This window comes from Pannonibacter sp. XCT-53 (assembly GCF_009915765.1).
GTDB lineage: Bacteria > Pseudomonadota > Alphaproteobacteria > Rhizobiales > Stappiaceae > Pannonibacter > Pannonibacter tanglangensis.
This window is the reverse complement of record NZ_JAABLQ010000001.1, coordinates 2,625,448-2,651,468: the sequence shown is the minus strand read 5'-3', so window position 1 is coordinate 2,651,468 and position 26,021 is coordinate 2,625,448. Positions and strand designations below refer to the sequence as shown.

General features: G+C 67.9%; 23 protein-coding genes and 2 riboswitches. Of the genes, 12 read left to right on the top strand and 11 right to left on the bottom strand.

Annotated elements, in window-relative coordinates; genetic code table 11:
• Positions 1–45: 45 nt before the first annotated feature.
• From GWI72_RS11790 to ispH, 4 genes are read right to left on the bottom strand one after another with little or no spacing between them, the layout of a single operon-like run.
• Positions 46–1,020: a diacylglycerol/lipid kinase family protein gene (locus GWI72_RS11790; protein WP_209000095.1), complete on the bottom strand. Its 975-nt coding sequence runs from the start codon at positions 1,018–1,020 to the stop codon at positions 46–48.
• Entirely contained in the window at positions 1,017–1,493 is a 477-nt protein-coding gene (gene rnhA, locus GWI72_RS11785) for a ribonuclease HI (RefSeq protein ID WP_161676412.1), read from the bottom strand. The genes GWI72_RS11790 and rnhA overlap by 4 nt, the downstream gene beginning before the upstream one ends.
• Entirely contained in the window at positions 1,490–2,455 is a 966-nt protein-coding gene (locus tag GWI72_RS11780) for a homoserine kinase (RefSeq protein WP_161708751.1), read from the bottom strand. The genes rnhA and GWI72_RS11780 overlap by 4 nt, the downstream gene beginning before the upstream one ends.
• A gap of 6 nt (positions 2,456–2,461) precedes the next feature.
• Positions 2,462–3,463 carry a 4-hydroxy-3-methylbut-2-enyl diphosphate reductase gene (ispH, locus tag GWI72_RS11775; RefSeq protein WP_161708750.1) on the bottom strand — a complete coding sequence of 334 codons (1,002 nt, stop codon included), beginning with the start codon at positions 3,461–3,463 and terminating at the stop codon, positions 2,462–2,464.
• 161 nt (positions 3,464–3,624) lie between these two features.
• Here ispH and GWI72_RS11770 point away from each other — a divergent pair, with 161 nt between their 5' ends.
• The 6 genes from GWI72_RS11770 (at position 3,625) to gcvPB (ending at position 9,780) form a co-directional block, all read left to right on the top strand.
• Positions 3,625–4,257 (top strand): hypothetical protein, encoded by a 633-nt coding sequence (locus GWI72_RS11770; protein WP_161676409.1) that lies wholly within the window; start codon positions 3,625–3,627, stop codon positions 4,255–4,257.
• Between the two features lie 147 nt (positions 4,258–4,404).
• Positions 4,405–4,526, top strand: a riboswitch (glycine riboswitch).
• A 3-nt stretch (positions 4,527–4,529) separates the two neighbouring features.
• A riboswitch (glycine riboswitch) is annotated at positions 4,530–4,643 on the top strand.
• Positions 4,644–4,702: 59 nt separating this feature from the next.
• Entirely contained in the window at positions 4,703–5,866 is a 1,164-nt protein-coding gene (gcvT, locus tag GWI72_RS11765; RefSeq protein WP_161708749.1) for a glycine cleavage system aminomethyltransferase GcvT, read from the top strand.
• A 39-nt stretch (positions 5,867–5,905) separates the two neighbouring features.
• Positions 5,906–6,277 carry a glycine cleavage system protein GcvH gene (gcvH, locus tag GWI72_RS11760; RefSeq protein WP_161676407.1) on the top strand — a complete coding sequence of 124 codons (372 nt, stop codon included), beginning with the start codon at positions 5,906–5,908 and terminating at the stop codon, positions 6,275–6,277.
• 4 nt (positions 6,278–6,281) lie between these two features.
• Positions 6,282–6,767 (top strand): OsmC family protein, encoded by a 486-nt coding sequence (locus GWI72_RS11755; RefSeq protein WP_161708748.1) that lies wholly within the window; start codon positions 6,282–6,284, stop codon positions 6,765–6,767.
• 77 nt (positions 6,768–6,844) lie between these two features.
• A complete protein-coding gene (gene gcvPA, locus GWI72_RS11750; RefSeq protein ID WP_161708747.1) occupies positions 6,845–8,191 on the top strand; it encodes an aminomethyl-transferring glycine dehydrogenase subunit GcvPA in 1,347 nt (448 codons plus the stop codon).
• Positions 8,188–9,780, top strand: a complete 1,593-nt coding sequence (gene gcvPB, locus GWI72_RS11745) for an aminomethyl-transferring glycine dehydrogenase subunit GcvPB (RefSeq protein ID WP_161708746.1) — start codon at positions 8,188–8,190, stop codon at positions 9,778–9,780. The genes gcvPA and gcvPB overlap by 4 nt, the downstream gene beginning before the upstream one ends.
• Before the next feature lie 118 nt (positions 9,781–9,898).
• On the opposite strand, the gene GWI72_RS11740 is transcribed toward gcvPB, so the two are convergent.
• The gene (locus GWI72_RS11740; protein ID WP_161708745.1) at positions 9,899–10,696 is read right to left on the bottom strand and encodes a hypothetical protein; all 798 of its coding nucleotides are present in this window, start codon (positions 10,694–10,696) and stop codon (positions 9,899–9,901) included.
• 88 nt (positions 10,697–10,784) lie between these two features.
• The gene (locus tag GWI72_RS11735; protein ID WP_161708744.1) at positions 10,785–11,306 is read right to left on the bottom strand and encodes an anthrone oxygenase family protein; all 522 of its coding nucleotides are present in this window, start codon (positions 11,304–11,306) and stop codon (positions 10,785–10,787) included.
• Positions 11,307–11,724: 418 nt separating this feature from the next.
• On the opposite strand from GWI72_RS11735, the gene tyrS reads away from it, so the two are divergent.
• On the top strand, positions 11,725–13,002 hold the full coding sequence (gene tyrS, locus GWI72_RS11730; protein WP_161676401.1) for a tyrosine--tRNA ligase: 1,278 nt from the start codon (positions 11,725–11,727) through the stop codon (positions 13,000–13,002).
• Positions 13,003–13,101: 99 nt separating this feature from the next.
• Here tyrS and GWI72_RS11725 read toward each other — a convergent pair whose 3' ends face one another.
• Together GWI72_RS11725 and GWI72_RS11720 are read right to left on the bottom strand one after the other, a co-directional pair.
• On the bottom strand, positions 13,102–13,887 hold the full coding sequence (locus GWI72_RS11725) for a hypothetical protein (protein WP_161676400.1): 786 nt from the start codon (positions 13,885–13,887) through the stop codon (positions 13,102–13,104).
• Positions 13,888–14,131: 244 nt separating this feature from the next.
• Positions 14,132–15,247, bottom strand: a complete 1,116-nt coding sequence (locus tag GWI72_RS11720; RefSeq protein ID WP_390806359.1) for a site-specific DNA-methyltransferase — start codon at positions 15,245–15,247, stop codon at positions 14,132–14,134.
• Positions 15,248–15,679: 432 nt separating this feature from the next.
• Between GWI72_RS11720 and GWI72_RS11715 the strand changes: the two genes are divergently transcribed.
• On the top strand, positions 15,680–17,188 hold the full coding sequence (locus tag GWI72_RS11715; protein WP_390806357.1) for an AMP nucleosidase: 1,509 nt from the start codon (positions 15,680–15,682) through the stop codon (positions 17,186–17,188).
• A 473-nt stretch (positions 17,189–17,661) separates the two neighbouring features.
• Here GWI72_RS11715 and bfr read toward each other — a convergent pair whose 3' ends face one another.
• The 3 genes from bfr to mutY all read right to left on the bottom strand — a co-directional run bounded on the left by bfr (position 17,662) and on the right by mutY (position 20,216).
• Positions 17,662–18,150 (bottom strand): bacterioferritin, encoded by a 489-nt coding sequence (gene bfr / locus GWI72_RS11710; RefSeq protein ID WP_161676397.1) that lies wholly within the window; start codon positions 18,148–18,150, stop codon positions 17,662–17,664.
• A gap of 382 nt (positions 18,151–18,532) precedes the next feature.
• Positions 18,533–19,081 (bottom strand): 2OG-Fe(II) oxygenase, encoded by a 549-nt coding sequence (locus GWI72_RS11705; protein WP_161708741.1) that lies wholly within the window; start codon positions 19,079–19,081, stop codon positions 18,533–18,535.
• A 67-nt stretch (positions 19,082–19,148) separates the two neighbouring features.
• Positions 19,149–20,216, bottom strand: coding sequence for an A/G-specific adenine glycosylase (gene mutY / locus GWI72_RS11700; RefSeq protein WP_161708740.1), 1,068 nt, complete (start codon positions 20,214–20,216; stop codon positions 19,149–19,151).
• 209 nt (positions 20,217–20,425) lie between these two features.
• Here mutY and GWI72_RS11695 point away from each other — a divergent pair, with 209 nt between their 5' ends.
• From GWI72_RS11695 to GWI72_RS11680, 4 genes are all read left to right on the top strand, one after another.
• Positions 20,426–20,944, top strand: coding sequence for a DUF721 domain-containing protein (locus tag GWI72_RS11695; RefSeq protein ID WP_161676394.1), 519 nt, complete (start codon positions 20,426–20,428; stop codon positions 20,942–20,944).
• 175 nt (positions 20,945–21,119) lie between these two features.
• On the top strand, positions 21,120–21,761 hold the full coding sequence (locus GWI72_RS11690; protein ID WP_348272669.1) for a DsbA family protein: 642 nt from the start codon (positions 21,120–21,122) through the stop codon (positions 21,759–21,761).
• Positions 21,762–21,920: 159 nt separating this feature from the next.
• The gene (gene smc / locus GWI72_RS11685; protein ID WP_161708739.1) at positions 21,921–25,376 is read left to right on the top strand and encodes a chromosome segregation protein SMC; all 3,456 of its coding nucleotides are present in this window, start codon (positions 21,921–21,923) and stop codon (positions 25,374–25,376) included.
• Positions 25,377–25,579: 203 nt separating this feature from the next.
• Positions 25,580–26,002, top strand: a complete 423-nt coding sequence (locus GWI72_RS11680) for an AtpZ/AtpI family protein (RefSeq protein WP_161708738.1) — start codon at positions 25,580–25,582, stop codon at positions 26,000–26,002.
• The last annotated feature ends 19 nt before the right edge of the window (positions 26,003–26,021 follow it).

Genomic DNA, 26,021 nt, shown 5'->3' with positions numbered 1-26,021 from the left:
CCTCCGCGACCGGATCCGGGCTCAGGGCCAGATTCAGGGCCAGATTTAGGGAATGATGATCCGCACGGGAACTGCGGCCGGCTCGATCGTCAGCGGCGTCACGCCGAAGGGGTCGCCGTCGACCTGTGCCGGCACCCGCCGGTCAGCCGAGATCGTGATGTGCTCCGCCTTCAGGACCCTGACGCCGCGCGCCCGGTCCAGCCGTCCGAGCGCTAGGGCGACCACGTAGCGCAGCGCCGACAGTGCCGTGTCCCGTTCCAGCGTGACCAGATGCAGGCCGGGCTCCGTGACCGATGCCGCGCGGCAGATGACGAAAGGCCCGCCGTAGCAGCGGCTCTTGGTCGCCACCGCCAGCCGGCAGCGGATCGTCTCGCCATCGGCGATGACGGTCAGGTCCTCGCCCTTGCGGGACAGCGCCACCTCGATGCCGACCATGGCATAGGCAAGCTTGCCGAAGCGGCGCTTCAGCGCCAGCGGTACGGCATGCACCACCTCCGCGTCGACGCCGGCGGAGGCCATCAGGACGAAGGGACGGCCATTGGCAAGACCGTAGTGCAGCGGCGCCGTGCGCCGGCGCGCGATCATCCCGGCGATCGCCTCGGGCTTGCGCGGCAGCCCCAGCTCCGCGGCCAGCACATTGGCCGTGCCGGAGGGGATCACCGCCAGATCCGGCGGCGTGCGGTTCGACTGGAAGCCGGTGATGGCCTCGTTGACGGATCCGTCGCCGCCGGCAACGGCCAGCACCCCGACGGTCAGACCCGGGTTGGCCGCAATCTCGCCGATCTCGCCGGCGCGCCGCGTCAGGTGCAGCGACACGCTGTGGCCGCTGCGGCCGAGGCGGTCGCAGATCGCGTCCAGCCGGGCCGCCCGGAAGCCGCCGGAGGTGGGGTTGGCGACAATCAGGACGCGCCGCACGGCCTCGGCCGCGGTGCCGGGCTGGAAGGCATCGCCCGCCTCGCGCGCGCCGCCCGCGCCGTCGTCCTTGCTGGCGGTGGGGTCGGGCTTGCGCAGGGCCATCATGCGGCGGTCTCCGGCGGGCCTCCGCGGCCGCGCTGGAACGGCTTCATGCCCAGCCGGGCCAGCTCGTCAGCCCTCTCGTTCTCCGGGTGGCCGGCGTGGCCCTTCACCCAGTGCCAGGAGATCTCGTGCCGCCGCTGGGCCTCGTCCAGCGCCTGCCACAGCTCCGCGTTCTTGACGGGCTTCTTGTCGGCGGTGCGCCAGTTGTTGCGCTTCCAGTTGAACATCCACTTGGTGATGCCGTCGCGCACATAGACACTGTCGGTGTAGAGGTCGATGCGGCACGGGCGCTTCAGCGCGTTCAGCGCCTCGATTGCCGCCGTCAGCTCCATGCGGTTGTTGGTGGTGTCGGCTTCGCCGCCCGACAGCTCGCGTTCATGCGGACCGAAGCGCAGGATGGCGCCCCAGCCGCCCGGCCCCGGGTTCCCCGAGCAGGCCCCGTCGGTGTAGATCGTGACGCGCTGGTCGTCGCTCATCCGTCGAGACCATAGTCGCGGGCGGACGTGGCGCTGCGATGGAAGCGCAGCTTCTTCAGATACTCGGTCGGATCCTTCGGCGTCACCAGCGCCCCCGGCGGCACGCGCAGCCAGTCATAGAGGCGGGTGAGCAGGAAGCGCAGCGCCGCGCCGCGCGCGAGCACCGGAAGCGCTGCAAACTCGGCTTCCGTGAAGGGCCGGACCTTGCGATAGGCATTGAGCAGCGCGCGCGCCTTGGTGACATTGAACGCGCCGTCGGCCTCGAAGCACCAGGCATTGATGCAGATCACCACGTCATAGGCGAGGGCATCGGTGCAGGCGAAATAGAAGTCGATCAGCCCCGACAGCTCGGTGCCGAGGAAGAACACGTTGTCGGGGAAGAGATCGGCATGGATGACGCCGCCGGGCAGGCCCTTCGGCCAGTTGGCTTCCAGGAAGGTCAGCTCCTGCGCCAGCTCGGTCGAAAGCCCCGGCACCACGGTGTCGGCCTCCGCCTCGCAGCCCGCATAGAGCGGACGCCAGCCGCTGACATCCAGCGCGTTCTTGCGCGTCATGCCAAAGTCACGGCCGGCCAGATGCAGCTCCGCCAGCGCCTGGCCGAGCGCCGCGCAATGTTCCAGCCGCGGCCGGCGCACCCACATGCCGTCGAGGAATGTGACCATGGCGGCCGGCCGGCCGGCGAGGGTCCCGAGCATCGACCCGTCTTCAGCCTCGAGCGGCTGCGGGCAGTTGATGCCCTTCTCGGCCAGATGCTGCATCAGCCCGATGAAGAACGGCAGGTCGGCCGGGTTCACCCGCTTCTCGTAGAGCGTCAGGATGAAATGCCCCGCCTCGGTGTGGACCAGGAAGTTCGAGTTCTCCACGCCCTCGGCAATGCCCTTGTAGGACAGGAGACGGCCAATGCCGTATCGGGCGACAAAGGCGGCGAGGTCTTCGTCGGCTACTTCGGTATAGACGGCCATGGCGGGCTACTCGGCGACGCTGGCGCTCTGGGCCTCCGCCATCAGGCGAAGCTCACGCGGCAGGTTGAAGGCTATGGTTTCTTCCGCCGTGCGCACCTCCTCCACCGAAACGGTGAAGCGTTCCGCGAAGGCGGCGATGATTTCCTCGACCAGCGTCTCGGGCGCGGAGGCGCCGGCGGTCAGGCCGAGGCTGCGGATGCCGGCGAAATCGGCCCAGTCCAGCTCGGAGGCGCGCTGCACCAGCACGGCGCGCGGGCAGCCCGCGCGCTCGGCGACTTCCCGCAGGCGCTGCGAGTTGGAGGAATTCGGCGCCCCCACCACGATCATGGCGTCCACCATCGGGGCCACCACCTTCACCGCGTCCTGGCGGTTCGTGGTGGCGTAGCAGATGTCTTCCTTGTGCGGGGCGACGATGTCGGGGAAGCGGTCGCGCAGCACCTCGACGATGCCCTTGGTGTCGTCCACCGACAGGGTCGTCTGGGTGATGAAGGCGAGCCGGCGGCCGGTCTTTGGCTGGAAGCTGCGGGCATCGTCCTCGGTCTCGATCAGCGAGACCGTGCCCTCCGGCAGCTGGCCCATGGTGCCGATCACCTCCGGATGACCGGCATGACCGATCAGCAGGATCTCGCGGTCCCGGCGGAAATGGATCTCGGCTTCCTTGTGCACCTTGGAAACCAGCGGGCAGGTGGCATCGAGATAGAACATGTTCCGGCCGCGCGCGTCTTCCGGCACGGACTTCGGCACGCCATGGGCGGAAAAGATCACCGGACGCTCGCGGTGGCCGGCGGGGATCTCGTCGAGTTCCTCGACAAACACGGCCCCCTTGGCCTTGAGCCCGTCGACCACGAAGCGGTTGTGCACGATCTCGTGCCGCACGTAGACCGGCGCGCCATATTTGGCGAGCGCCAGTTCGACGATCTGGATGGCACGGTCGACGCCGGCGCAGAAGCCGCGCGGCGCGCACAGTTTCACTGCCAGGGCCGGAAGGGCCCCAGTCTGCTCTGTCATGACGGATCCTTGAGCGTGGCTCATGGGCGCAATAGAGTGATGCACCCCGGGACTGTCAAGTGAAACCGAACGTCCGGCCTGCCTCCGGCGGCGCTCGCCAAGCTTCGGGTGACCTGATATAGACACGGGCCGATTTCTTTCGTGAACGAGTGGACAATCGCATGCTGAACGCCAAGAGCCCCGCCGTCCGTCCGTCGCCGCGCCGCCTGGCAGCCGTCCTTGCGGTGGCGGGGCTTCTGGCCGGCTGCGGCCTGACGGGTGACGACACCGCGCCGACCACGCCGTCCTCCGGCTCGGGCAGCGTCGTCACCAGCATCGTCACCACGGGGCAGGGGCCGATCCAGGTCGATCCGCGCACCTTCGAGCAGCAGCCGAACTGCCCGCGGCTCCAGCTGCGCTCCGAAACCTTCCTGATCACGAAATACGAGAAGGGCAAGCAGGACGATCCCCGCCATCTGCTCTACCAGGCCAACATCGAGAACTGGGCGCGCGACTGCCGCCGCGTCGGCGATCAGGTGATGGTCAAGATCGGGCTGTCGGGCCGCGTCACGCCGGGACCGGTCTGGCCGGGGGGCGAGATCGTGCTGCCGGTGCGCGTGTCGCTGCTGCGCGGGTCGGAGACGGACGCCCCGCTGCAGACGCAGATGTTCTCGATCCCCGTCACGGTCGGCAGCGGTGCGCCGGCCGAGCTGTGGACGCTGGTCGATGAGTCCTTCGTCGTGCCGGGCGAACCCGGTCTGCGTCTGGTCTTCGGCTTCGACGAGAGCCCGCAGAAGCCGGGCGCACGGCGCTGAGCCGGGCGGGTTCCGGCGGAATTCCGCGCTTTTCCGGCAAAGAAACCATGCCGGGCGGCGCGTATTGACAACTGCAAGGCGGAATCAGACAATCCGCGCGCCGTCTCGGGTCGTGACGAGTCGGTGAGGGGCTGTGATGCCCCTGAAAAAAGCGACAGCGGGAGAGGCTGGTCGAGGGGGCGCTGTCAGGCATGACGGCGGTCGCGGGCACCAGCGCCGAAGGAGCAACCGCCCCGGAAACTCTCAGGCAAAAGGACCGCTTCGCTTCGACGCTCTGGAAAGCAGCGCGCTGGCTCGTGCCGGATCGCTCACCGAAGGAGTAACCGGCGCCGCCCTGGAACTAGACCCGGGCGTGGTCGGGAAATCTCTCAGGTTCTCGGACAGAGGGGGTTGCGGATGGGTCGCTTGCGGTCCGTCCCGGCGCCACTGACGACGAGGACCTTTGATGGGCACGACCGATTCCCACGCCGCCGACGCGGCGGATCTCAAGCGCACCCCCCTTTACGACCTGCATGTCGAGCTTGGTGCGCGCATGGTGCCCTTTGCGGGCTACGACATGCCCGTCCAGTACCCCACCGGCATCATGACCGAGCACCAGCACACCCGTGCGGCCGCCGGTCTGTTTGACGTGTCGCACATGGGCCAGGCCTGGCTGATCGGGCCGGACCACGAGACCACGGCCCGTGCGCTGGAAGCGCTGGTTCCCTCCAGCATGGTAGAACTGGGCCGCGGCAAGCAGCGCTACACCGTCCTTCTGAATGCCGATGGCGGCATCGTCGATGACCTCATGGTGACCCGTCCCGTCGCGGCCGCCGATGACGGGCGCCTGTTCCTTGTCGTCAACGCCTCGCGCAAGGACGTCGACTACCCGCTGATCCGCGCCGCCCTTCCGGCCAATGTCCGCCTCGAGCTGATCGAGGACCGGGCGCTGATCGCGGTGCAGGGCCCCGAGGCCGTGGCCGCCGTGGCCGCCCATGCGCCGAAGGCGGCCGAGCTTGCCTTCATGACCGCGGACTGGATGGACTTCGACGGCATCCGCTGCCACGTGTCCCGCTCCGGCTACACCGGCGAGGACGGCGTCGAGATGTCCGTTCCGGCCGACAAGGCCGAGGCGATCACCCGCGCGCTCCTGGCCGATGAGCGCGTCAAGCCGATCGGTCTTGGTGCCCGCGACAGCCTGCGCCTCGAGGCCGGCCTGTGCCTTTACGGCCATGATCTCGACGAGACCACCTCGCCGGTCGAGGGCGACATCACCTTCATCCTGCAGAAGCGCCGCCGCGAGGAAGGCGGCTTCCCCGGTGCTGCCCGGATCCGGCGCGAGCTGGCTGACGGCCCGGCCCGCAAGCGCGTCGGCCTGCGGCTCGACGGCCGCGCCCCGGCCCGCGAAGGCGCCGAGATCAAGGTTCCCGGCGGCGACACCGTCGGCATCGTCACCTCCGGCGGCTTTGGCCCGACGGCTAGCGTGCCCGTTGCCATGGGCTATGTCGCGGCGGCCCATGCGGCCCCGGGCACGAAGCTCGCCCTTGTCGTGCGCGGCAAGGAGCTTGAGGCGACCGTCGTCGAGATGCCGATCGTTCCCCACCGCTATGTCCGCGCCGCCAGGGCGTGACCCCCGATCCGTACCGCATAACTTCCGGAGACTGACGAAATGACCACCTACTACTCCAAGGACCACGAGTGGATTGCCGTTGACGGCGACGTCGCCACCGTCGGCATCACCGACTACGCCCAGAGCCAGCTGGGCGATGTCGTCTATGTCGAGCTGCCGGACACCGGCAAGGCGCTGAAGCAGGGCGACGAGGCCGCCGTGGTGGAGTCGGTGAAGGCTGCCAGCGAGGTTTATGCCCCGATCGACGGCGAAGTGATCGAGACCAACGCGGCGCTGGTGGACAGCCCGGCCAATGTGAACGAGGATCCCGAAGGGGGCGCCTGGTTCGTCAAGCTCAAGATCGCCGACAAGGGTCAGTTGGCCGGTCTGATGGATGCAGCGTCCTACAAGGCTTACGTGGAGACGCTGTAAACCCATGGGCGGTCACATCTACAAGGCTGGCGTCTACTGGCGCATGGAAGGTGACTTCAAGCCGGGAAAATACTCCCGCGGTCACCTCTGGCGCTTTGACGGCGGCGTGGATGTGCCGGCCTCCTCCTCGCCCCATGTCGTGCCGCTGCCCTATTCGGTGCCAGCGGCGGTCGACCCGGAAGAGGCACTCGTCGCTGCCCTGTCCTCGTGTCACATGCTGACCTTCCTCGACCTTGCCCGTCGGGGAGGTCTCCTGATCGACGCCTACGAGGACCAGGCCGAAGGGCTGATGGAGCGGATCGCTCCCGGTCGCATGGCCATCACCAAGGTGACCCTGCGCCCGTTGCTCACCCTTCGCGCGGCCGAGCTGCCCGATCCAACCTGGCTGACCGACCTGCACGACAAGGCGCATGAGGTGTGTTTCATCGCCAACTCGGTGAAATGCGACGTTGTCGTGGCGCCGGAACCCCTGCGCCTCATTGCACCCTGACCGCCCGGGGCGGCCGCCTGTGCCGTCCCTGCGTCTCCAGCATGCTCCCGTAACGCCGAAGAAGGACGCACCAGACGATGCGTTATCTGCCGCTTTCCGACACCGACCGCGCCGACATGCTGGCCCGGGTCGGCGTGTCTTCCATCGATGACCTCTTTGCCGACATTCCCGAGGCCGCCCGGCTGAAGGGGCTTGTCAACCTGCCGACGCGCAAGTCGGAGATCGAGGTGGAGCGTCACCTCAACCGCCTGGCGGGCAAGAACGTCGCTGCCGGCTCGGTGCCCTTCTTCGTGGGGGCCGGCGCCTACCGCCACCACGTGCCGGCAACCGTTGATCACCTGATCCAGCGCTCGGAGTTCCTGACCTCCTACACGCCGTATCAGCCGGAAATCACGCAGGGCACGCTGCAGTACCTGTTCGAGTTCCAGACCCAGGTTGCCCGCCTCACCGGCATGGAAGTCGCCAACGCCTCGATGTATGACGGCTCGACCGGCACCGGCGAGGCCGTGCTGATGGCCCACCGCGTCACCCGCCGCAACAAGGCGGTGATCTCCGGCGGCCTGCATCCGCAGTACCGCGCCGTGGTCGAGGGCCTGTCGAACCTCTCCGGCGACAAGGTCGTGTCCCTGCCGGCCGACCCGACGGGCACCGAGGACATCCTCGCCGCCATCGATGGCGAGACCTCCTGCGTCGTCGTGCAGTCGCCGTCCTTCTACGGCCAGATCATCGACCTGAAGCCGATTGCCGAAAAGGCGCAGGCCCATGGCGCGCTGCTGATCGCCGTCTTCACGGAAGTCGTCTCGCTCGGCCTGATCGAGTCGCCGGGGGCGCAGGGCGCGGACATCGTCGTCGGCGAAGGCCAGTCCATCGGCAACGGCCTCAACTTCGGCGGTCCCTACGTCGGCCTCTTCGCCACGAAGCAGAAGTACATGCGGCAGATGCCGGGGCGTCTGTGCGGCGAGACCGTGGATGCGGAAGGCAAGCGCGGCTTCGTGCTCACCCTCTCCACCCGCGAGCAGCACATCCGCCGCGAGAAGGCGACGTCGAACATCTGCACCAACTCCGGCCTCTGCGCGCTGGCCTTCACGATCCACATGACGCTGCTCGGCGAAGCCGGCCTGACGCGTCTGGCCCGGATCAACCACGCCAATGCGGTGAAGCTGAAGAAGCAGCTCTCGGCCATTGCCGGCGTCGAAGTCCTCAACAAGGCCTATTTCAACGAGTTCACCGTCAGGCTGCCGAAGCCGGCGCATGACGTTGTCGAGGCACTTGCGGCCCGTGGCATCATCGCCGGCCTGCCGGTGTCGCGCCTGGAGCCGGGCAAGGCGGACCTTGCCAACCTTCTCGTGGTCGCCTCGACCGAAATCAACACCGACGAAGACCGGGCTGCCTTTGCAGCCGCCCTCAAGGAGGTGCTGGCATGAGCATGAACAATCAGGGCCGTCCGACGGCCGCCGGCGATGCCGGATCCGCATTCCGTCCCAAGACCTTCACCGGCAACCGCGCGCTCGACATGGAAGAGCCGCTGCTGTTCGAGATCGGCCGCCTGGATGTGACCGGCGTCGATCTGGACGAGCCGGAAGCCTTCGAGGCCGAGCTTGGCGCCCATGCGCGCAAGTCGGGCATCGGCCTGCCGGGCCTGTCCGAGCCGGAGACGATGCGTCACTACGTGCGCCTGTCGCGCAACAACTACGCCATCGACGCCGGCCTCTATCCGCTCGGCTCCTGCACCATGAAGCACAACCCGCGCCTCAACGAGAAGATGGCGCGCGTGCCGGGCTTCGGTGACATCCACCCGCTGCAGCCGCTGTCCACCGTCAAGGGTGCCGTCGAGCTGATCTCGGAGCTGGGCGACTGGCTGATGGAACTGACCGGCACCTCCGCCGTCGCCATGAGCCCGAAGGCCGGCGCGCATGGCGAACAGTGCGGCATGATGGCGATCAAGGCCGCGCATATCGCCGCCGGCCGTGATCCGAAGATCGTGCTGGTTCCCGAAAGCGCCCATGGCACCAACCCGGCCACGGCCGCGCTGCTCGGCTTCAAGGTCGTCACCATCGACGCCAAGGAAGACGGCACCGTCGATCTTGCCTCGGTGAAGAAGGCCATTGCCGACAACGCCGGCAACATCGCCGCGATCATGCTGACCAACCCGAACACCTGCGGGCTGTTCGAGCGCGACATCATGGAAATCGCCGCCGCGATCCACGAGGCCAACGCCTATTTCTACTGCGACGGCGCCAACTTCAACGCCATCGTCGGCAAGGCCCGTCCGGGGGATCTTGGCATCGACGCGATGCACATCAACCTGCACAAGACCTTCTCCACCCCGCATGGCGGCGGTGGCCCGGGCTCCGGTCCGGTGGTCCTGTCGGATCGTCTCGCCCCGTTCGCCCCGCTGCCCTTCGTGCGCAAGTCGGCCTCGGGTCTGGAAATGGTCGAGACGGAAGCCGGTCTCAAGGACGGCGAGAAGCCGTTTGGCCGCATGACCGCCTTCCACGGCCAGATGGGCATGTTCGTGCGCGCGCTGGCCTACATGCTGAGCCACGGCTCGGACGGCCTGCGCCAGGCGTCGGAAGATGCGGTGCTGAACGCGAACTATGTCCGCGTCGGCCTGCAGGACCTGATGACCCTGCCGTTCGGCGTGCGCCCCTGCATGCACGAAGTGCTGTTCGACGACAGCTTCCTGAAGGACACCGGCGTCACCACGCTCGACTTCGCCAAGGCGATGATCGACGAGGGCTATCACCCGATGACCATGTACTTCCCGCTGGTGGTGCATGGCGCGATGCTGATCGAGCCGACCGAGTCCGAAAGCCGGGCGGCCCTCGACCTGTTCGTTGCCACGCTGCGTGACCTCGTCATGTCGGCCAAGCGCGGCGAGACGGAGCGCTTCACCGGCGCGCCTTACCTTGCCCCGCGCCGCCGCCTCGACGAGACCCGTGCCGCCCGTGCGCCGATCCTGACCTATCAGGACCCGGTCCCGGCCATGGTCACCCCGGCCGCCGCCGAGTAAGCGTCGCCCGAGCTTGCTGCAAGGCCCCGGAGGGATCTCTCTCCGGGGCCTTTTTTTGGGCCTTTTCTGGGGGAGGCCTCTATCCGGTGGCCTTGTCCGTCATGGGCCGCGTCCGCGTTCAGCTCTTGGGCACGGCCTGCAGCCAGGTCTGCACCGGGCCGCGGAATTCGCACAGCAGCAGGAACTTCTCGTGGCTGGGCAGCGCGTCCAGCTCCTCCAGCGCAAACGGATCTCGCCCCTGCTGCCGGAGGATCGTCACCTCATGCGTGGCCGCCAGGTGCCGCGTGAGGCGGTCCGTGATGTTTGGCTCCAGGTCGTCATGCAGCTCGATCACAAGGCTTGCCCGGGCCATCTCTCCGGCCGGGATGTCGAGCAGCACCCGCTCGTAGCCTTCGATGTCGACCAGCAGCAGCGCGTCCGGGTGGCGGGCAAGGTCAGCCGTCAGGCTTTCGGCGGTGACGCCGCCGCGCATCTCCACACCCGCGATCCCCTCCAGCGTCACCTCGGCCAGCGCCGTGCTGGCCGGGTTGATCTCGTAGCCGATGGCGGGCAGGGCAGTGGCCAGATGCTTGAGGCAGGCGATGTAATAGCCGTCCGCCATGCCGACGTTGATGAAGGCGCCGGGCCGGCGCGCCAGACCGGCCAGCAGGGCCGGATGGAGTTCCAGCTCATACTGGCCAAGCACCTTGCAGGCATGTTCCGGGCTCGGGCCGGCTGCCCGGGGGTTGAGGATGCGCGCGCCGGCAAAGGCGCCGCGCCGGACGGTGTACCCCAGCTGCGGCAGCAGCCGCGCGTTCAGGCGGGTCGCGTACTTGTAGCCGGTGCCGCTGGCGATGCGGTCCTGGTCTCCTGCCTTGACCAGCATGTAGTTGAACGGCTGCAGGGCCTTGTTGGCGAGCGTCCGGAACAGTCCCATCGCAATCGGTCCCTCGTCGTTTCTGACCATGCCCGGGCTGACTTAAGCCGCTCGCCTGCCATCTGGCAAACGGAAACCCGTCGGCCGCTCAGGCGAGGGGGGCCGCCGCGCGGCTGTGCCGGCCCAGCAGCCACACGCCGGCGCCGGCCGCCAGCAGCGTCAGGCCGCTCACGACGGTGCGGATCTGGTTGTACAGCTGCCAGTCGGGGGAGTAGGCATGCCAGATCGCCCGGGCCTCCTCGAGACTGTCCGGCACGCGGACCAGGGCGAGGGCCTGGTTCATCGGCACGTTCAGACGCATGGTCAGGACCAGGCCACCGAGAAAGTACAGGAGCCCGCCAGCCAGGAAGGCGACCGCCGCGCCGCGTGCCCCGAGGCGCAGGGCGAGCAGCCCCGTAAGCCCCAGCACCACCGGCGTGCCGAAGAAGGCGGGCGCGAAGACGGCGTTGCGGACAGAGCCGTTCATCGCCTGCATGGCCGCGATGGCGACGCGCGGGTCCGCCGCGTCGAGGCCCCACATGGTCGAGCAGACCCAGGCGTAGAAGAACCCGAAGATCGCTCCTGACAGGAGCACGGACAGGCCTGCGGCGGCCAGACAGATGCGTTTCATGCGGCTCAACTCCCTTTGCATGGCCGCCCCCGGCCATGTCCGTCTGCCCGGCAACACCCTAGCAGCGACAGCCGCAGCGGTCGGTCGCAAGCTGTCGTGCTTCGTAACGAAGTGTCGCAGACCGGATCCGCGCCGCGCCCGGGTAGGCGCGCGGTTCGGCCCCCCCTGGCCTTGTCCCCCTGGTCTTGTCCCGGCTTCGCGCCGGTGACCGCTTGACAGGCGCCGGGCGAACGGGCAGAACGTCGCCCCATGAGCAGAAACCTGACCACCTTTGCCTCGGTCTATTACTTTACGGCGCCCTTCTAGGCGGCCGTGTTCGATCCTGCTCGACTTTCAGACAGCATGAGATGAACCACATAGCCGCCGCGTCAGGCGGCTTGCATGGTTCAAGGCTCCTGGCGCGGCCCAGGAGACCAAGATGACACAGCATTTCGATGAAGCCACCGGCCGCCCGGCCCGTCTGCAGTCCGAAGCCCTGCGGGTCCTGCTGGACCGCGGCCTCGTCAACCAGACGACCGATCTGGAGGGGCTGGATGCGGCCTTCCATGCCGGGCCGGTGACCTTCTACGCAGGCTTCGATGCCACGGCGGCGAGCCTGCATGTCGGTCATCTTGTCCCGCTCATCACCATGCGCTGGCTGCAGAAGCTGGGCCATCGCCCGATTGCGGTGCTCGGTGGCGGCACCACGCTGGTCGGCGATCCGAGTTTCCGCAATGACAGCCGCCCGCTCCTGTCCGAGGCCCAGATCGACGAGAACATGGCCGGCATCCGGCGGTCGATCGAAGGCATTCTCGACCTCGAGGGCGCCGACGGGGCGCTGCTCGTCAACAATGCCGAGTGGCTGACCGAGTTCCGCTTCCTCGAGTTCCTGCGCGACTACGGCACCCAGTTCACGGTCAACCGGATGATGAGCTTCGACAGCGTCCGCACCCGTCTCGACGCGCAGCAGCCGCTGACCGTGCTGGAGTTCTGCTACATGATGCTGCAGGCGGTCGATTTCCTCGAGCTTGCCCGCCGGCACGGCTGTTCGCTGCAGATCGGGGGCTCCGACCAGTGGGGCAACATCGTCAACGGCGTCGATCTCGGCCGCCGCGACGGGCGTCAGCTCTTCGGCCTCACGGTGCCGCTGGTGACCACGGCCAGCGGGCAGAAGATGGGCAAGACCGCCGCCGGTGCCGTCTGGCTGCACCCGGACAAGCTGTCGCCCTCGGGCTTCTGGCAGTTCTGGCGCAACACCGCCGATGCGGATGTGGCGCAGTACCTGCGGCTCTTCACCGAGTTGCCGCTGAACGAGGTTGCCCGGCTGTCGGCCCTCAAGGGGGCGGAGCTCAACGAGGCGAAGAAGATCCTCGCCACCCAGGCGACCGCGCTGGTGCATGGCGCGGCGGCTGCGCGCGCCGCGCTGGAACAGGGCGAGGCACTGTTCTCCGGCGAGGAGGATCTCGCCGAGGCGACGCATCACCTGCCACTCGCCCGGCTGGCCGACGGGCTCGGTCTGCTCGAGCTCGTGGTGGCCACCGGCTTTGCCCAGTCGAACGGCGAGGCCCGGCGTCTGGTCGAGGCCGGCGGCGTCCGTCTCAACGGCACCACCGTCGATGACCCGCGCCGCCGCATCGCCCCGGGGGATCTGGCCGCCAACGACCGCCTGACGCTGGCCATCGGCCGCCGCCGCAAGGCCCTCGTGGCCTTCGGGTGAGGGACGGGGCGTCGCCTGAACGAAAGGCCTCTCCGGCTCTCTGCCCCCTAGGGGAGGGAGCCGGGGCTGCTGAGCTGCAGGCGGCGAACATGCCCAGACTCAGACGAAGCTGCCGAAGAACCGGCACATGAACTCGAGCTGGCGCTGGCGGTTGTCGCTGAAGTCGGAGCGGGGGAAGTACTCGCGGTCGGTGGTGACCGGCTCGGTGACCGGCAGGCCGTTTGCGCCGATGGCAATGGCCAGCGACTGCGCCGAGTAGCCGAGCCGCATCATCTGGTCGAGCAGGCCGGGGTAGTACATGGCGTAGAACTGCTCCACCAGCGGCCGGGTCGCGAAGGCATGCCCGGTGTGGGCGCGGTCGTTGATCGTGGTCGCGTCGACGACACACATCGGCTCGTAGCGGTTCGCCGTCACGGCCGCGCTGCCTCCCCAGATCGTGCCCTGCATCGCGCCGTCATTGATGTAGACGACCTGATTGACGATCTGCTGTGCCGGGTTGGTGGTGTTCTGGGTGATGAGCTGGGCGGTGGTCAGGGTCTGGCCCGTCATCAGGTTCTGGATGGCCGTGCGGATGTCCGTCGCCGTGCTTCCGAGGTTGCGGAAGATGACCTGCGCGCTCTGCGAATTGGTCTGGTAGCTCGCGTTGCCGTCCCAGTCGCCGGCGTAAAGCCCGACCACGCGGGTGGGGCGCTCGAACATGCCGAAGCCGGAGCGGTGCAGCGGCCGCAGCCGCAGGAACGCGTTGGTGTCGTCCATGTAGTAGGTGCTGGGCAACTGCTGCGCACCAAAGGACATGCTCGCATGGTTCGGCGCGATCGTGATGTCGAGGCTGCCGAACAGGCGGTTGAGGGGCTTGATCAGCGAAACGGGGGTCTGGGTCGGCATGGCTCACTCCTTGATCGACCGCACGGGGCGGGTTGATCGGGAGGACGCAGGGCGAGGCGATCCGTGAGGCAGGTCTTCCGGCAGCGCGCCGTGACACGCAAGAACACCCCCGGCCCTTTGGAAAGCCGGAGGTGTTCCCGTCAATTCGCGGGGACGCGAATGTCCGCGTCCGGAGGAGGGACGGACGGAAGCGGACCGTGGCCAGTCCGTCCCCCGTCACATCAGGCGCCGCATCGGCCTGATGTCACTCCGCCAGACGGGATCTCAGGAGCTTGCGCAGCTCATCGACCGGATTGCGCGCGCCATTGTCGTTGATGTGCCAGAAGGTCCAGCCGTTGCAGGCCTCGGCGCCCTGCACCAGCGCGCCGACCTTGTGGATCGAGCCGCTGTGGTCGCCGCTGACCAGCGACCCGTCGGCACGGACGACGGCAAGGTGCTTGCCCTTCGGGCAGGTCAGCTCCGTTCCGGGGGCCAGCAATCCGGCTTCCAGCAGCGAGCCGAAGGGAATGCGCGGCTCGGCGCGCTTGCCCTTCTGCATGTCGAGGCTGGCGCCGCTGCCGGCCTCGATGGCGTCAATGCGCTTGCGGGCGGCCTCGATGTAGGCCTCCTCGCGCTCCACGCCGACATAGTTCCGGCCAAGGCGTTTGGCCACCGCACCGGTGGTGCCGGTGCCGAAGAACGGGTCGAGCACGATGTCGCCGGGCTTCGAGGATGCCGTCAGCACCCGGTAGAGCAGGGATTCGGGCTTCTGCGTCGGGTGGACCTTCTGTCCCGACGCATCCTTCAGCCGCTCCGATCCCGTGCACAGCGGCAGCTGCCAGTCGGAGCGCATCTGCAGGTCGTCGTTGAAGGTCTTCAGCGCCTCGTAATTGAAGGTGTACTTGGCCTCGCGCGAGGGCGTGGCCCAGATCATCGTCTCATGCGCATTGGTGAAGCGCTTGCCGCGGAAGTTCGGCATCGGGTTCGACTTCAGCCAGACGATGTCGTTGAGAATCCAGAAGCCCAGATCCTGCAGGATGGCACCGACGCGGAAGATGTTGTGGTAGGAGCCGATCACCCAGATCGAGCCATCCTTCTTCAGCACGCGCTTGACGGCCATCAGCCAGGCGCGGGTGAAGGCGTCATAGGCCTCGAAGCTCTCGAACTGGTCCCAGTGGTCGTCGCAGGCATCCACCTTCGACTGGTCCGGCCGGTGCAGGTCGCCACCCAGCTGCAGGTTGTACGGCGGATCGGCAAAGACCAGATCGACGGACTTGGCCGGCAGCTTCTCGAGGGCGGCCACACAGTCGCCCTTCAGGATCGTGTTCAGCCAGGCCGGCTCCCCGGAGGGATCGGCAGGGGTCGGGGTCACCAGAGACACGGCGGCAGAGGCCGCAGACCGACGGGTTTTAAGGGGTGCCCCGGAGGACACCCCGATACGCAGAACTGTCATTGCGACGCAAAACCTCACGCAATTTCGAGGTTCATGGTTACCGGTCTTGGTAAATCGCCAGTTAAGCGCGCAGACTTATTTTCCATTTGAATTCAAGATTTTCTTTACAGAAGTAAAGGGCGGCGGTCGCGATTTGCAATTTTCCTTTGCCGTGCCCGAGGCCGGCTGGCGGTTTACCTCGGTTCCCCGTCACCCTGCCGGTGAGGTTGCGTTAACACCTTGGCGGTCGGGGGCTGGAAAAAGGCGAAATGAAGAATTCTGCGGACTGCGAAAAAATTTTCAAAATTCTGTGTCATGCTCCTTGACGAAGCGGAACCCGAGGCTGATCCTGTTCGGTTAATAACAAGAAGGAGAAATGACGTGTCCAACCGATCCTACCGCAATCCCCTGCTGCAGCCGCGCAGCCTGATCCTGGCGCCCAAGGCCCCGCTCGAGCCCTTCACCAAGGCCGAGGACGCGGTGGCGCGGCTCATCGAGCTGTTCGAGCGCAACACTGCCTTCATCCGCAGCGCCTTCCACGAGCTGACGCAGGGCCGCGTGCCGGAGGGACGGGTGCGCGCCTTCTATCCGCAGATCCGGCTGATGACCGACAGCCACTCGCGCCTCGACAGCCGCCTGGCCTACGGTTTCGTGTCCGGCCCCGGGGTCCATGGCACCACGATCACGCGGCCCGACCTGTTCCGCCAGTATCTGACGCACCAGATCGCCCTGCTGATCCGCAACCATGGCGTTCCGATCCATGTGGGCGACAGCGAGACGCCGATCCCGCTGCACTTCGCCTTTTACGATGGGACCCACGTCGAGGGGGCTGCGTCGGCCCGGCTGGACCGGCCGCTCGCCGATACCTTCGACCTGCCGGACCTGACGCTGATGGATGATTCCATCGCCAACGGCACCTACGAGCCGCTCGACGGGGTGATGCCGCTGGCGCCCTTCACCGCGCCGCGCGTCGACTATTCGCTGCACCGGCTGCAGCACTACACCGCCACGGCCGCCGAGCATTTCCAGAACTACGTGCTTTTCACGAACTACCAGTTCTACATCGACGAGTTCTGCCGCATGGCCGAGGCCGCGATGGCCGATCCCGACAGTGGCTACGAGTCCTTCGTCTCGCCCGGCAACCTCGAGATCCGGCGCGGCGAGACCGAGCCCAGCTCGGGCGCGGTGCCCGCCAAGCTGCCGCAGATGCCGGCCTATCATCTCAAGCGCTCCGACAATTCCGGCATCACGATGGTCAACATCGGCGTTGGTCCCTCCAACGCCAAGACGATCACCGACCACATCGCGGTGCTGCGTCCCCATGCCTGGCTGATGCTCGGTCACTGTGCCGGCCTGCGCAACAGCCAGACCCTTGGCGACTATGTCCTTGCTCACGGCTATGTCCGCGATGACAACGTGCTGAACCACGACCTGCCGGTGTGGGTGCCGATCCCGCCTCTGGCCGAGGTGCAGGTGGCACTCGAGGATGCGGTGGCCGAGGTGACCGGCTACACCGGCTACGAGCTGAAGAAGGTCATGCGCACCGGCACCGTCGCCTCCATCGACAACCGCAACTGGGAACTCTGGGACCAGCGCGGTCTGGTGCAGCGCTTCTCGCAGTCCCGCGCCATCGCCCTCGACATGGAAAGCGCCACCATCGCCGCCAACGGCTTCCGCTTCCGCGTGCCCTACGGCACGCTGCTCTGCGTCTCCGACAAGCCGCTGCATGGCGAACTGAAGCTGCCGGGCATGGCAACGGACTTCTACAAGCGCCAGGTCGCCCAGCATCTGGAGATCGGCATCCGCGCGATGGAGAAGCTCCGCGCCATGCCGCACGAGCGCCTGCACTCCCGCAAGCTGCGCAGCTTCGCGGAAACCGCGTTCCAGTAAGACCAACTCGCTGTGAGCCTGGCTCACCGGGAGTTGGTCAAGCCGGTGCGGCGACTGAGCCTTTTCAAGGCGCGATGCCTCGGCATCCCGGCGCCTTGATCCAGGTTGGCCTTGACCGGGTCTCGGAATGAGGCCCGGTCGGCCTTTTCGTGACGTCGGGTCCCCGTCGCCCTGGGTCGCCGTCGCCCTGAGGCCCGTCATCCCGGCCCAGCTGAGCGTTAGCGAAGCGCCGAGCCGGGATCCAGAAATCAGCCGCGCGGAGCGCGACAAGACAGGTCCAGTCCTGCGTCGAACGCTGACTTGGCAACGGGCTCGCTTGCGCTCGCACAGACATGCTGGGTTGCGGATCTGCGGTTCGCGAAACGCTCACCTTGTCCGGAATGACGGCGTGTGACCGAAGCGTGAGGCCACCACAAAAAAAAGCGCGGCCCCGAAGGGCCGCGCGCCGGTTCGATGGGGTCTGCGCGAAAAGCTTACTCGCCGACTTCGTTGGCCGGTTCGGCCTGCAGCAGGCCGTAGCGCTCTTCACCGATCTTGTTGAGCAGTTCAAGCTGGGTCTCGAGGAAATCGATGTGGCCTTCCTCGTCGCGCAGCAGTTCCTCGAAGATCTGCATCGAGACGTAGTCGCCTTCCTGCTGGCAGATCTCGCGGGACTTGGAATAGGACGCGCGGGCGTCGTATTCACCGGCGAGGTCGCATTCCAGCACTTCCTTCACGGTCTGGCCGATGCGCAGGGGCGCCAGCTTCTGCATGTTCGGGTGGCCTTCGAGGAAGATGATCCGCGACGTGATCTTGTCGGCGTGCTGCATTTCCTCGATCGATTCGGCGCGCTCCTTCTTGGCCAGGCGCGTGTAGCCCCAGTCATCCAGCAGGCGGTAATGCAGCCAGTACTGGTTGATGGCGCCGAGCTCGAGAAACAGTGCCTCGTTCAGACGCTCGATGACCTTCGGATTGCCCTTCATGATGCCGCAAACTCCCTGGCTGGCAGATTTGATGACCTGAACCTTAGAACCGTTCTAAGTCATTGTCCAGCGTCACGTGCAACCGGAGGGCATCACCTGCGACCCGAACCTCAGGTCGCGGCAGGGGCATTAGCGCGCCGCGCGCCGCAAGGGTGCAGACCGCCCGGGCAGAGGGGTTGGCGCATGCACGCATGGGGGCAGGCCCCGATTATTGACGCATCCTAGCACATCGGTGGCCCCATGCGCGCGGTTCCTGAGCCGACCTGATTGCGTTCAGCCGGCGAGGCCATGGCCGGCTTCGGCCGCGCCACGGCGACGCCCGCCGGAGCGGGACGCAGGTCAGGGCAGGAAGGGGCCGGGACAGCCGGACCGGATCTCTCCGTCAGCGGAAGGACGGGCCATGGCACCAGCAGGTCAGCGAATGGCGCGCCCCCCGGGTGACCGGGGCTACCCGGTGCAGCATGAAGCTGGCAAACAGGGTCGCCGAGCCGACCGTGCGTGGCGCCGACCATTGCGCGCTGCCGAGGTTGAGGTCGAGCGTGCCGCCCTCATACAGCTCCGGCTCCGTCAGCTGCACCACGATCGTCAGCTTGCGCTGGCGGGCGATGGCGCCGTCGCCGATGTCCGAGTGCCAGTCGTAATGGCCTTCGTCGCTCTCGTCGTAGCGCGCGACCTGCAGCCGCTCGTGGAAATCGGTGATGTCGAAGCGGAAAGCCTCGCGGTTGGCCTCCGCCACCCCGCGCATGATGCGGTCCATCACGAAGCCGGCCTCGCCCTGGTCATCAAGCCAGGTGATCCGGGCCCGGCGGATCGAGGCCTGCTGCACGCCGCCGACAAGCCCTCCCTCGCGCATCTCGCCGCTTTCGGCAAGGCTGACGATGCGGGCGCATTCGTCCGGCGTGAAAAGGGCAGGGATCGTATGGGTGAACATGCTCGGACCTTCCATTGTCCGTCTGCCATAGGCCGGTGCCCATGCGGATGGCAACAGCTTTGTTGGCTCAGCCTAGCCCGTGCGCGATGACCTTGCGCATCACGGTCGGCAGGGCTTCCCCCTCAAGCGCGTCCAGCGTGGACCACCACCAGCCTTCGGGAAGGTCGCCGGCGCCGAGTTCCGCCGTGAACACCGTCACTTCCAGGTGGAAATGCGTGAACGTGTGGCCGACACTGCCGCTGCGCTTGTGCCAGTTCGCGGCGACAGGTGCCTGCATCACGGCGGAGGCAACGTCGAAGTCCACCGCCCATTCGCTGCCCGGCACTTCCGCCATGCCGCCCAGCAAGCCCTTCGGCGGCCGCTTGCGCAGCGCCACGGCGCCATCGCCGGCCCGCCGCAGGACAAAGGCTGCGCCCGTCCTCGTCGGCTTGGCAGTCTTGGCGGCCTTCCTCGGCAGGGTCTCGGCCACGCCTGCGGCCCGCGCCGCGCAGGGCTCCATCCACGGACACAGCGCGCAGGCCGGCCGCTTCGGCGTGCAGATCGTCGCGCCAAGGTCCATCACGGCCTGGGCAAAGTCGCCGGGTCGTTCCTGCGGCGTCAATTCGCCCATTGCCGCCCTGATCTCGGGTTTGGCCGCCGGCAGCGGCGTCTCGATCAGCCGCAGCCGGCTCATCACCCGCTCGACATTGCCATCCACCACGGCTGCCGGCTGGTCGAAGGCGATGGCGGCAATCGCGGCCGCGGTGTAGGGGCCGATGCCGGGCAGGGCGCGCAGTCCCTCTTCCGTGTCGGGGAACCGGCCGCCGTGGTCCCGCGCCACCGTCTCGGCGCAGGCTTTCAGGTTGCGGGCGCGGGAATAGTAGCCAAGCCCGGCCCAGGCCTTCATGACGTCATCCGCATCCGCCTCGGCCAGCATCTCGACCTTCGGCCACTTCGCCGTAAAGGCGGTGAAATAGTCCTTCACCGCGGCCACGGTGGTCTGCTGCAGCATGATTTCCGACAGCCAGACCCGGTAAGGGTCCGGCACCACGCCGACCTTGCGCTCATGCGGCGGCACGCGCCAGGGCAGGTCGCGGGCGTGGCGGTCATACCAGGCGAGCAGCTGCTGGGTCAGGGCAGGGGTCTTCAGCGTCATGGCGGCTAGGGTGGCGCTGGCCCCTGCGAAATCAAGCCTTTCCGGCTTGCCGGCGGGGGACAGCCTGGGGATAAGCGTGCGCCGGCCTGTGGATCGGGCGCCCGGGACACGCCTGTCTTGATTTTGTCCAAAATGCAACGGACGCTGACACCTGTCGCCCGCGACGGCAGGTGCTCTTGGCCTGCAGCCGGCGGCAAGGATCGGCACAGATGAACTGGGACAATCGGGGTCCATCCGGAGGTGCCTCGCGGCCGCTGGCGGATCTGATCGGCAAGGCCATGCAGCCCGCGTTCCGCAAGCGGGGTTTTGCCACGGCGGATCTCGTGGCCTCGTGGCCCGACATCGTCGGCGAGCGCTATGGCGAGCGGGTCCGGCCGGAGCGGCTGTTGTGGCCACGCCCGGTCGAGCGGGACGGCGAAGCCTTGCCCGAGCCGGCCACCCTCGTGGTCAACACGGACGGGGCGACCGCGCTCATGCTGACCCACGAGCTGCCGCAGGTGATCGCCCGCATCAATGCCTATTTCGGCTGGGCAGCCATCGGTCGCATCCGCATCGTTCAAAAGCCCGTGACCGTTCCCGTCCGCCGCCGGCGGCCGGAGATCCGTCCCCTGACGGGGGACGAGCAGGCGGAACTCGATCGCAAGCTGGCCGGCGTCGAGCATGAAGGTCTGCGCAAGGCCTTGGAAAAGCTGGGCTCGCAGGTGATCGCGCGCAACCGCAGGGCGTAACGACCCGGGCGCTGCCCGTGGCCTGCGTTGCCGGTCCGGACGGCCTTGCGCGAAACCATGCCGCAGCCCCGCCGTTCCCACTGCCGCCACAATTCCCGTGTCCGGTTGACGTCACCGCGACAAGCGGGCACACAGCAACGCACATCGTTTTTCTTGGCAAGGCAGGACCACGCCCGTGAATTTGACCCGCAGACACCTTCTGGCCAGCACCATGGCCCTCGGCCTTGGCTCCATGCTGACCCTGACGTTTCCGCTCGGCGCCCATGCCGAGACCTTCGACGTCGCCAAGCTGATGGAAGCCGGTCCCCTCGGCGACAAGTCGATCGGCAAGGAAGACGCGCCGGTCACCATCATCGAATACGCCTCGATGACCTGCGGCCACTGCGCCAATTTCCACAAGAACACGCTGCCCGAAATCAAGAAGCAGTATGTCGACACCGGCAAGGTGCGCATCATCTTCCGCGAGTTTCCGCTGGATCCCGTCTCGGCTGCCGGCTTCATGCTGGCGCGCTGCGCTCCGGCCGAGAAATACTTCGACGTCGTCGACGCCCTCTTCGCCGATCAGCGCGCTTGGGCCTTCACCAACGACCCCTACAATGCCATGCTGAACTATTCCAAGCAGCTCGGATTCACACAGGAGTCCTTTGAAGCCTGCTTGACAAACCAGTCGCTGCTGGACGGAGTCAACGCCGTACGCGACAAGGCGGGTGCCGAGTTCAAGGTGGACTCCACGCCGACCTTCTTCATCAACGGCGAAAAGGCAAGCGGGGCCCTCAGCTTTGAGGAAATGTCGAAGATCATCGACAAGTACCTCTGACCTGACCTGCCGGCGGGCTGCGGCCCGCCGGATGCCGGCGCATGCCGGCCCGACCTGTCCGCTTCGGGCCTTCATCCATCGCGTCTGGCCGTTTCCGGCCCACCTTCCGGCCCACCTCCCGGCAGTCGCCGCCGGCCGTCCGCTTCGGGAGGGCCGCCCGTGAAGTTCAACAAGCTGCGCGTTGTCGGCTTCAAGTCCTTTGTCGAGCCGATGGAATTCGTCATCGGCGACGGGCTCACCGGCGTGGTCGGCCCCAACGGCTGCGGCAAGTCCAATCTCGTCGAGGCCCTGCGCTGGGTCATGGGCGAGAACTCCTACAAGAACATGCGTGCGTCCGGCATGGACGACGTCATCTTCTCCGGATCGCTCAACCGTCCGGCCCGCAACACGGCCGAGGTGATCCTCACCCTCGACAATTCCGACCGCCGCGCCCCGCCGGGCTTCAACGACAGCGACCTGCTCGAGGTCAGTCGCCGCATCGAGCGGGAGGCCGGCTCGGTCTACCGCATCAATTCCCGGGACGTGCGGGCCCGTGACGTGCAGCTGCTGTTTGCCGATGCCTCCACCGGCGCCCGCTCGCCGGCCATGGTGCGGCAGGGGCAGATCGGCGAGCTCATCTCCGCCAAGCCGACGTCCCGCCGCCAGATCCTCGAGGAGGCCGCCGGCATTTCCGGCCTGCACAGCCGTCGGCACGAGGCCGAGATCCGGCTGCGCGCGGCCGAGCAGAACCTCGAGCGGCTGGAAGACGTGCTGGTCCAGATCGACAGCCAGATCGAGAACCTGCGCCGCCAGTCGCGCCAGGCCGCCCGCTACCGCAACCTGTCCTCCGAGATCCGCGCTGCCGAGGCCGGCATCCTGTTCCTGCGTCTGACCGAGGCCCGCTCGGCGCTGGAGGAGGCCGACCGGCTGCATGCGGCCTGCCGCGCCGATGTCATCCGCGCCGCGGAAGCCCAGGGCGAAGCGGCCAGGACCCAGGCTGTCGCCGCGCATCGCTTGCCGGAGATCCGCGACGCCGCCGCCCGCGCCGGAGCGGCGCTGCAGCGGCTGGTCATCGCCCGCAACGAGCTGGACGCCGAGGACCGGCGCGTGCGCGAGAAGCTGGTCGACCTCGACCGTCGCCTCGTCCAGCTCGCCGGCGACATCGCCCGCGAGGAGCAGCTCGTCAGCGAGAATGCCGAGGTGCTCGAGCGGCTGGCGGAGGAACGCGCCGAGCTGGTCGAGGACAACGAGACCGCGGCCGAGCGGGCCGAGATGGCCGGGGAGCGGGTGGCTGCGGCCAGCGAGACGCTCGAGCGGCTGGAAGACCGCCTCTCGGTCGCCAACCGGGCCGCTGCCGAGGTGGCCGCGCAGCGGCAGCAGTTTGCCCGCGCCGTTGACGAAGCGCGCCAGCGGGCCGACCGGCTCGCCTCGCAGGCCGCCGACGCTGCCCGGGTCCGGTCGGCCCTGCGCGCCGAGATGGACGCCGCCGACGGCGTCGCCGACTGCGCCGACAGGCTGGAGGAGGCCGAGGCGGCCGTGCTCGCCGCCGAAGAGACCGTGGAAGCGGCCGAGACCCGCACCCGCATGGCCCGCGAGGCGGAGCAGGCTGCCCGCACGCCGCTGGCCGAGGCCGAGCGGCTCGTCTCGCGTCTCGAGACCGAGGCCCGCACGCTCGAAAGCGTGCTGGCCACCGTCGCCGGCACCTTCGCGCCCGTCGTGGACGCACTGGCGGCAGAGCCCGGCTTCGAGACCGCGCTCGGCGCGGCGCTGGGCGATGACCTCGAGGCCTCGCTTGATCCGGCCGCGCCCGTGCGCTGGGCCGGGGTCGCGCCTGCGGCCGCAGATCCCGTCCTGCCGGACGGGGTCGAACCGCTCGCCCGTCACGTCCAGGCGCCGCCGGCGCTTGCCCGCCGTCTCGCCCAGATCGGACTGGTTCCGGCGGCGCGCGGGGCGGCGCTGGCCGCCAGCCTGAAGCCTGGTCAGCGGCTCGTCTCGCGAGAGGGGCATCTCTGGCGCTGGGACGGTCTGGTGGTCGCAGCCGATGCCCCGACGCCGGCCGCCCAGCGGCTTGCGCAGAAGAACCGTCTCGCCGCGCTCGGCGAGGAGATCCGCACGGCCCGGACGGCCCTTGCCGAGGCGCGTGACCGGCTCGAGGCCTCCGGCCGGCAGGTGCGCCTGGCCGGTGACGCCGAGCAGGAGGCTCGCCAGCGCCTGCGTGACCGCCAGAGGGCAGCCGCCGAGGCCCGTGAGGCGCTTCTGGCGGCGGAACGGGCCGTGTCGCAGCTCGCCCTGCGTCTCCAGGGCGCGGAGGATCTCGCCCGGCGTCTGGCCGAGGAGGCCGAGGAAGCACGCGAGCGTCTGGCCGAGGCGGTCGAGCGGCTGGAACAGCTGCCCGAGGCCGACGAACACGCCGGGACCATCCGCCAGCTGCAGGGCGAGATCGCGGAGGCCCGGGCCGCCCTGTCGGAGGCGCGCGTGCTGGCCGACGGGCTCGCCCGCGAACGCCAGTTGCGCGATCGCCGTCTGGAGGCGATCGCCCGCGAGATGGAGAGCTGGAAGGGCAGGGCCCGCAACGCGGCCAGCCAGATCGAGGTCCTGCGCCAGCGTCAGGTCGAGGCGGAGGACGAGCGTCAGGAGCTGATCGAGGCGCCCGAGGACATCGAGATGCGTCGGCGCGAGGTGCTGACCGCGCTCGGCAAGGCGGAAGAGGCACGTCGGGCGGCCGACGACGAGCTGGTGCGCGCCGAATCGGCCCAGTCCGAGGTGGACCGCCAGGCGCGCGAGGCGCTGGAGCAGCTGGCGCGGGCGCGCGAGGCCGGCATCCGCGCCGAGGAGCGGCTGGAGGCCGCGCGGCAGCGCGTCCAGGAAGTCATCCAGCGCATCGACGACGCGCTGGGTGCCCCGCTCGAGCAGCTCCCCGAGCTCGCCGGCCTTGCCGACGGGGCGCCTCTGCCCGACCTTGAGGCCCTGGAGCGCAAGCTCGACCGGCTGAAGGCCGAACGCGAGCGCCTCGGCGGCGTCAATTTGCGCGCGGAGGACGAGCTGGCCGACATCGACAGCCAGCGCAACACGCTCGCCGGCGAGCGGGATGACCTTATCGAGGCGATCAAGCGCCTGCGCACCGGAATTTCCAACATCAACCGCGAGGCCCGCGAACGCCTGCTCGCCTCGTTCGAGATCGTGAACGGCCATTTCCAGCGCCTGTTCACCCATCTCTTCGGCGGCGGCACGGCCGAGCTGCAGCTCGTCGACAGCGACGATCCGCTCGAGGCCGGCCTCGAGATCGTCGCCCGCCCCCCGGGCAAGAAGCCCCAGACGATGACGCTTCTCTCCGGCGGCGAGCAGGCGCTGACGGCCATGGCGCTGATCTTTGCCGTGTTTCTCACCAATCCGGCGCCGATCTGCGTGCTCGACGAGGTCGACGCGCCCCTCGATGACGCCAACGTGGAGCGCTACTGCGACCTGCTCGAGGAGATGGCCCGGCGCACCGAGACGCGCTTTGTCGTCATCACCCACAATCCGATCACCATGGCACGGATGAACCGCCTGTTCGGCGTCACCATGGCCGAACGCGGGGTGTCCCAGCTGGTCTCCGTCGACCTCGAGACAGCCGAGCGATTCCGCGATGCGGGATAATACGGACTTGGCAGGGCCGAAACTCTGCCCGCTGCCCCCGCGACACTTCGTGCATCTGTGTGTCACAAAGGCTAAATCCATTTAGAATTCATGCGGTTACGCAAACTTCGCTCGTCCTTGACAGTCCGGCGGGTGCCGACTATTGTGCGCGCGGCTTAAGGGGGTCTCGGGAGCCGCGAAACCCTTGTTGGATGTAGGGCGACATGAACCAGACGTCACAACAGGGTGGGGACGATGGCGCCGGAGGGACCCCTTCGGAAGCTGACCTGTCTGCGCGACGGGACAAGCTGACCCGACTGCTCGACGAACGACGCCGCGCCGACGAAAAGGTCGCGGCGAAGCAGGCGAGCGGATCGACTGCCGGAATGGCGCAGGCCATGAAGCTCTCGTCGGAGTTCATGGCCGGCATCGCCGCCGGCGGGATGATGGGGTGGCTGCTGGACCACTGGGTGGGGACATCGCCATTCGGGCTGATTGTCTTCCTTCTCCTGGGCTTTGCTGCTGGCGTGCTGAATGTTCTGCGCGCGACCGGTCAGGTCGCCGAGCAGGGGCAGCCCTACAGCCGCGAAGCGGCGCAGAAAAAGGTCGAAAGCCGGGGTGCTGACAGGGATTCCGGCGACAAGTGACTTGACGCGTTCCCTGCGC

Bases quoted from the DNA above. Each gene is read 5' to 3' on its own strand.
- bfr (WP_161676397.1), bottom strand. From the start codon at position 18,150: ATGAAGGGCAATCCGAAGGTCATCGAGCGTCTGAACGAGGCACTGTTT.
- gcvH (WP_161676407.1), top strand. From the start codon at position 5,906: ATGACCACCTACTACTCCAAGGACCACGAGTGGATTGCCGTTGACGGC.
- GWI72_RS11755 (WP_161708748.1), top strand. From the start codon at position 6,282: ATGGGCGGTCACATCTACAAGGCTGGCGTCTACTGGCGCATGGAAGGT.
- GWI72_RS11705 (WP_161708741.1), bottom strand. From the start codon at position 19,081: ATGTTCACCCATACGATCCCTGCCCTTTTCACGCCGGACGAATGCGCC.
- GWI72_RS11790 (WP_209000095.1), bottom strand. From the start codon at position 1,020: ATGATGGCCCTGCGCAAGCCCGACCCCACCGCCAGCAAGGACGACGGC.
- GWI72_RS11770 (WP_161676409.1), top strand. From the start codon at position 3,625: ATGCTGAACGCCAAGAGCCCCGCCGTCCGTCCGTCGCCGCGCCGCCTG.
- GWI72_RS11695 (WP_161676394.1), top strand. From the start codon at position 20,426: ATGAACTGGGACAATCGGGGTCCATCCGGAGGTGCCTCGCGGCCGCTG.
- gcvPB (WP_161708746.1), top strand. From the start codon at position 8,188: ATGAGCATGAACAATCAGGGCCGTCCGACGGCCGCCGGCGATGCCGGA.
- GWI72_RS11735 (WP_161708744.1), bottom strand. From the start codon at position 11,306: ATGAAACGCATCTGTCTGGCCGCCGCAGGCCTGTCCGTGCTCCTGTCA.
- rnhA (WP_161676412.1), bottom strand. From the start codon at position 1,493: ATGAGCGACGACCAGCGCGTCACGATCTACACCGACGGGGCCTGCTCG.
- gcvT (WP_161708749.1), top strand. From the start codon at position 4,703: ATGGGCACGACCGATTCCCACGCCGCCGACGCGGCGGATCTCAAGCGC.
- GWI72_RS11780 (WP_161708751.1), bottom strand. From the start codon at position 2,455: ATGGCCGTCTATACCGAAGTAGCCGACGAAGACCTCGCCGCCTTTGTC.
- tyrS (WP_161676401.1), top strand. From the start codon at position 11,725: ATGACACAGCATTTCGATGAAGCCACCGGCCGCCCGGCCCGTCTGCAG.
- gcvPA (WP_161708747.1), top strand. From the start codon at position 6,845: ATGCGTTATCTGCCGCTTTCCGACACCGACCGCGCCGACATGCTGGCC.
- GWI72_RS11725 (WP_161676400.1), bottom strand. From the start codon at position 13,887: ATGCCGACCCAGACCCCCGTTTCGCTGATCAAGCCCCTCAACCGCCTG.
- GWI72_RS11740 (WP_161708745.1), bottom strand. From the start codon at position 10,696: ATGGGACTGTTCCGGACGCTCGCCAACAAGGCCCTGCAGCCGTTCAAC.
- mutY (WP_161708740.1), bottom strand. From the start codon at position 20,216: ATGACGCTGAAGACCCCTGCCCTGACCCAGCAGCTGCTCGCCTGGTAT.
- GWI72_RS11680 (WP_161708738.1), top strand. From the start codon at position 25,580: ATGAACCAGACGTCACAACAGGGTGGGGACGATGGCGCCGGAGGGACC.
- ispH (WP_161708750.1), bottom strand. From the start codon at position 3,463: ATGACAGAGCAGACTGGGGCCCTTCCGGCCCTGGCAGTGAAACTGTGC.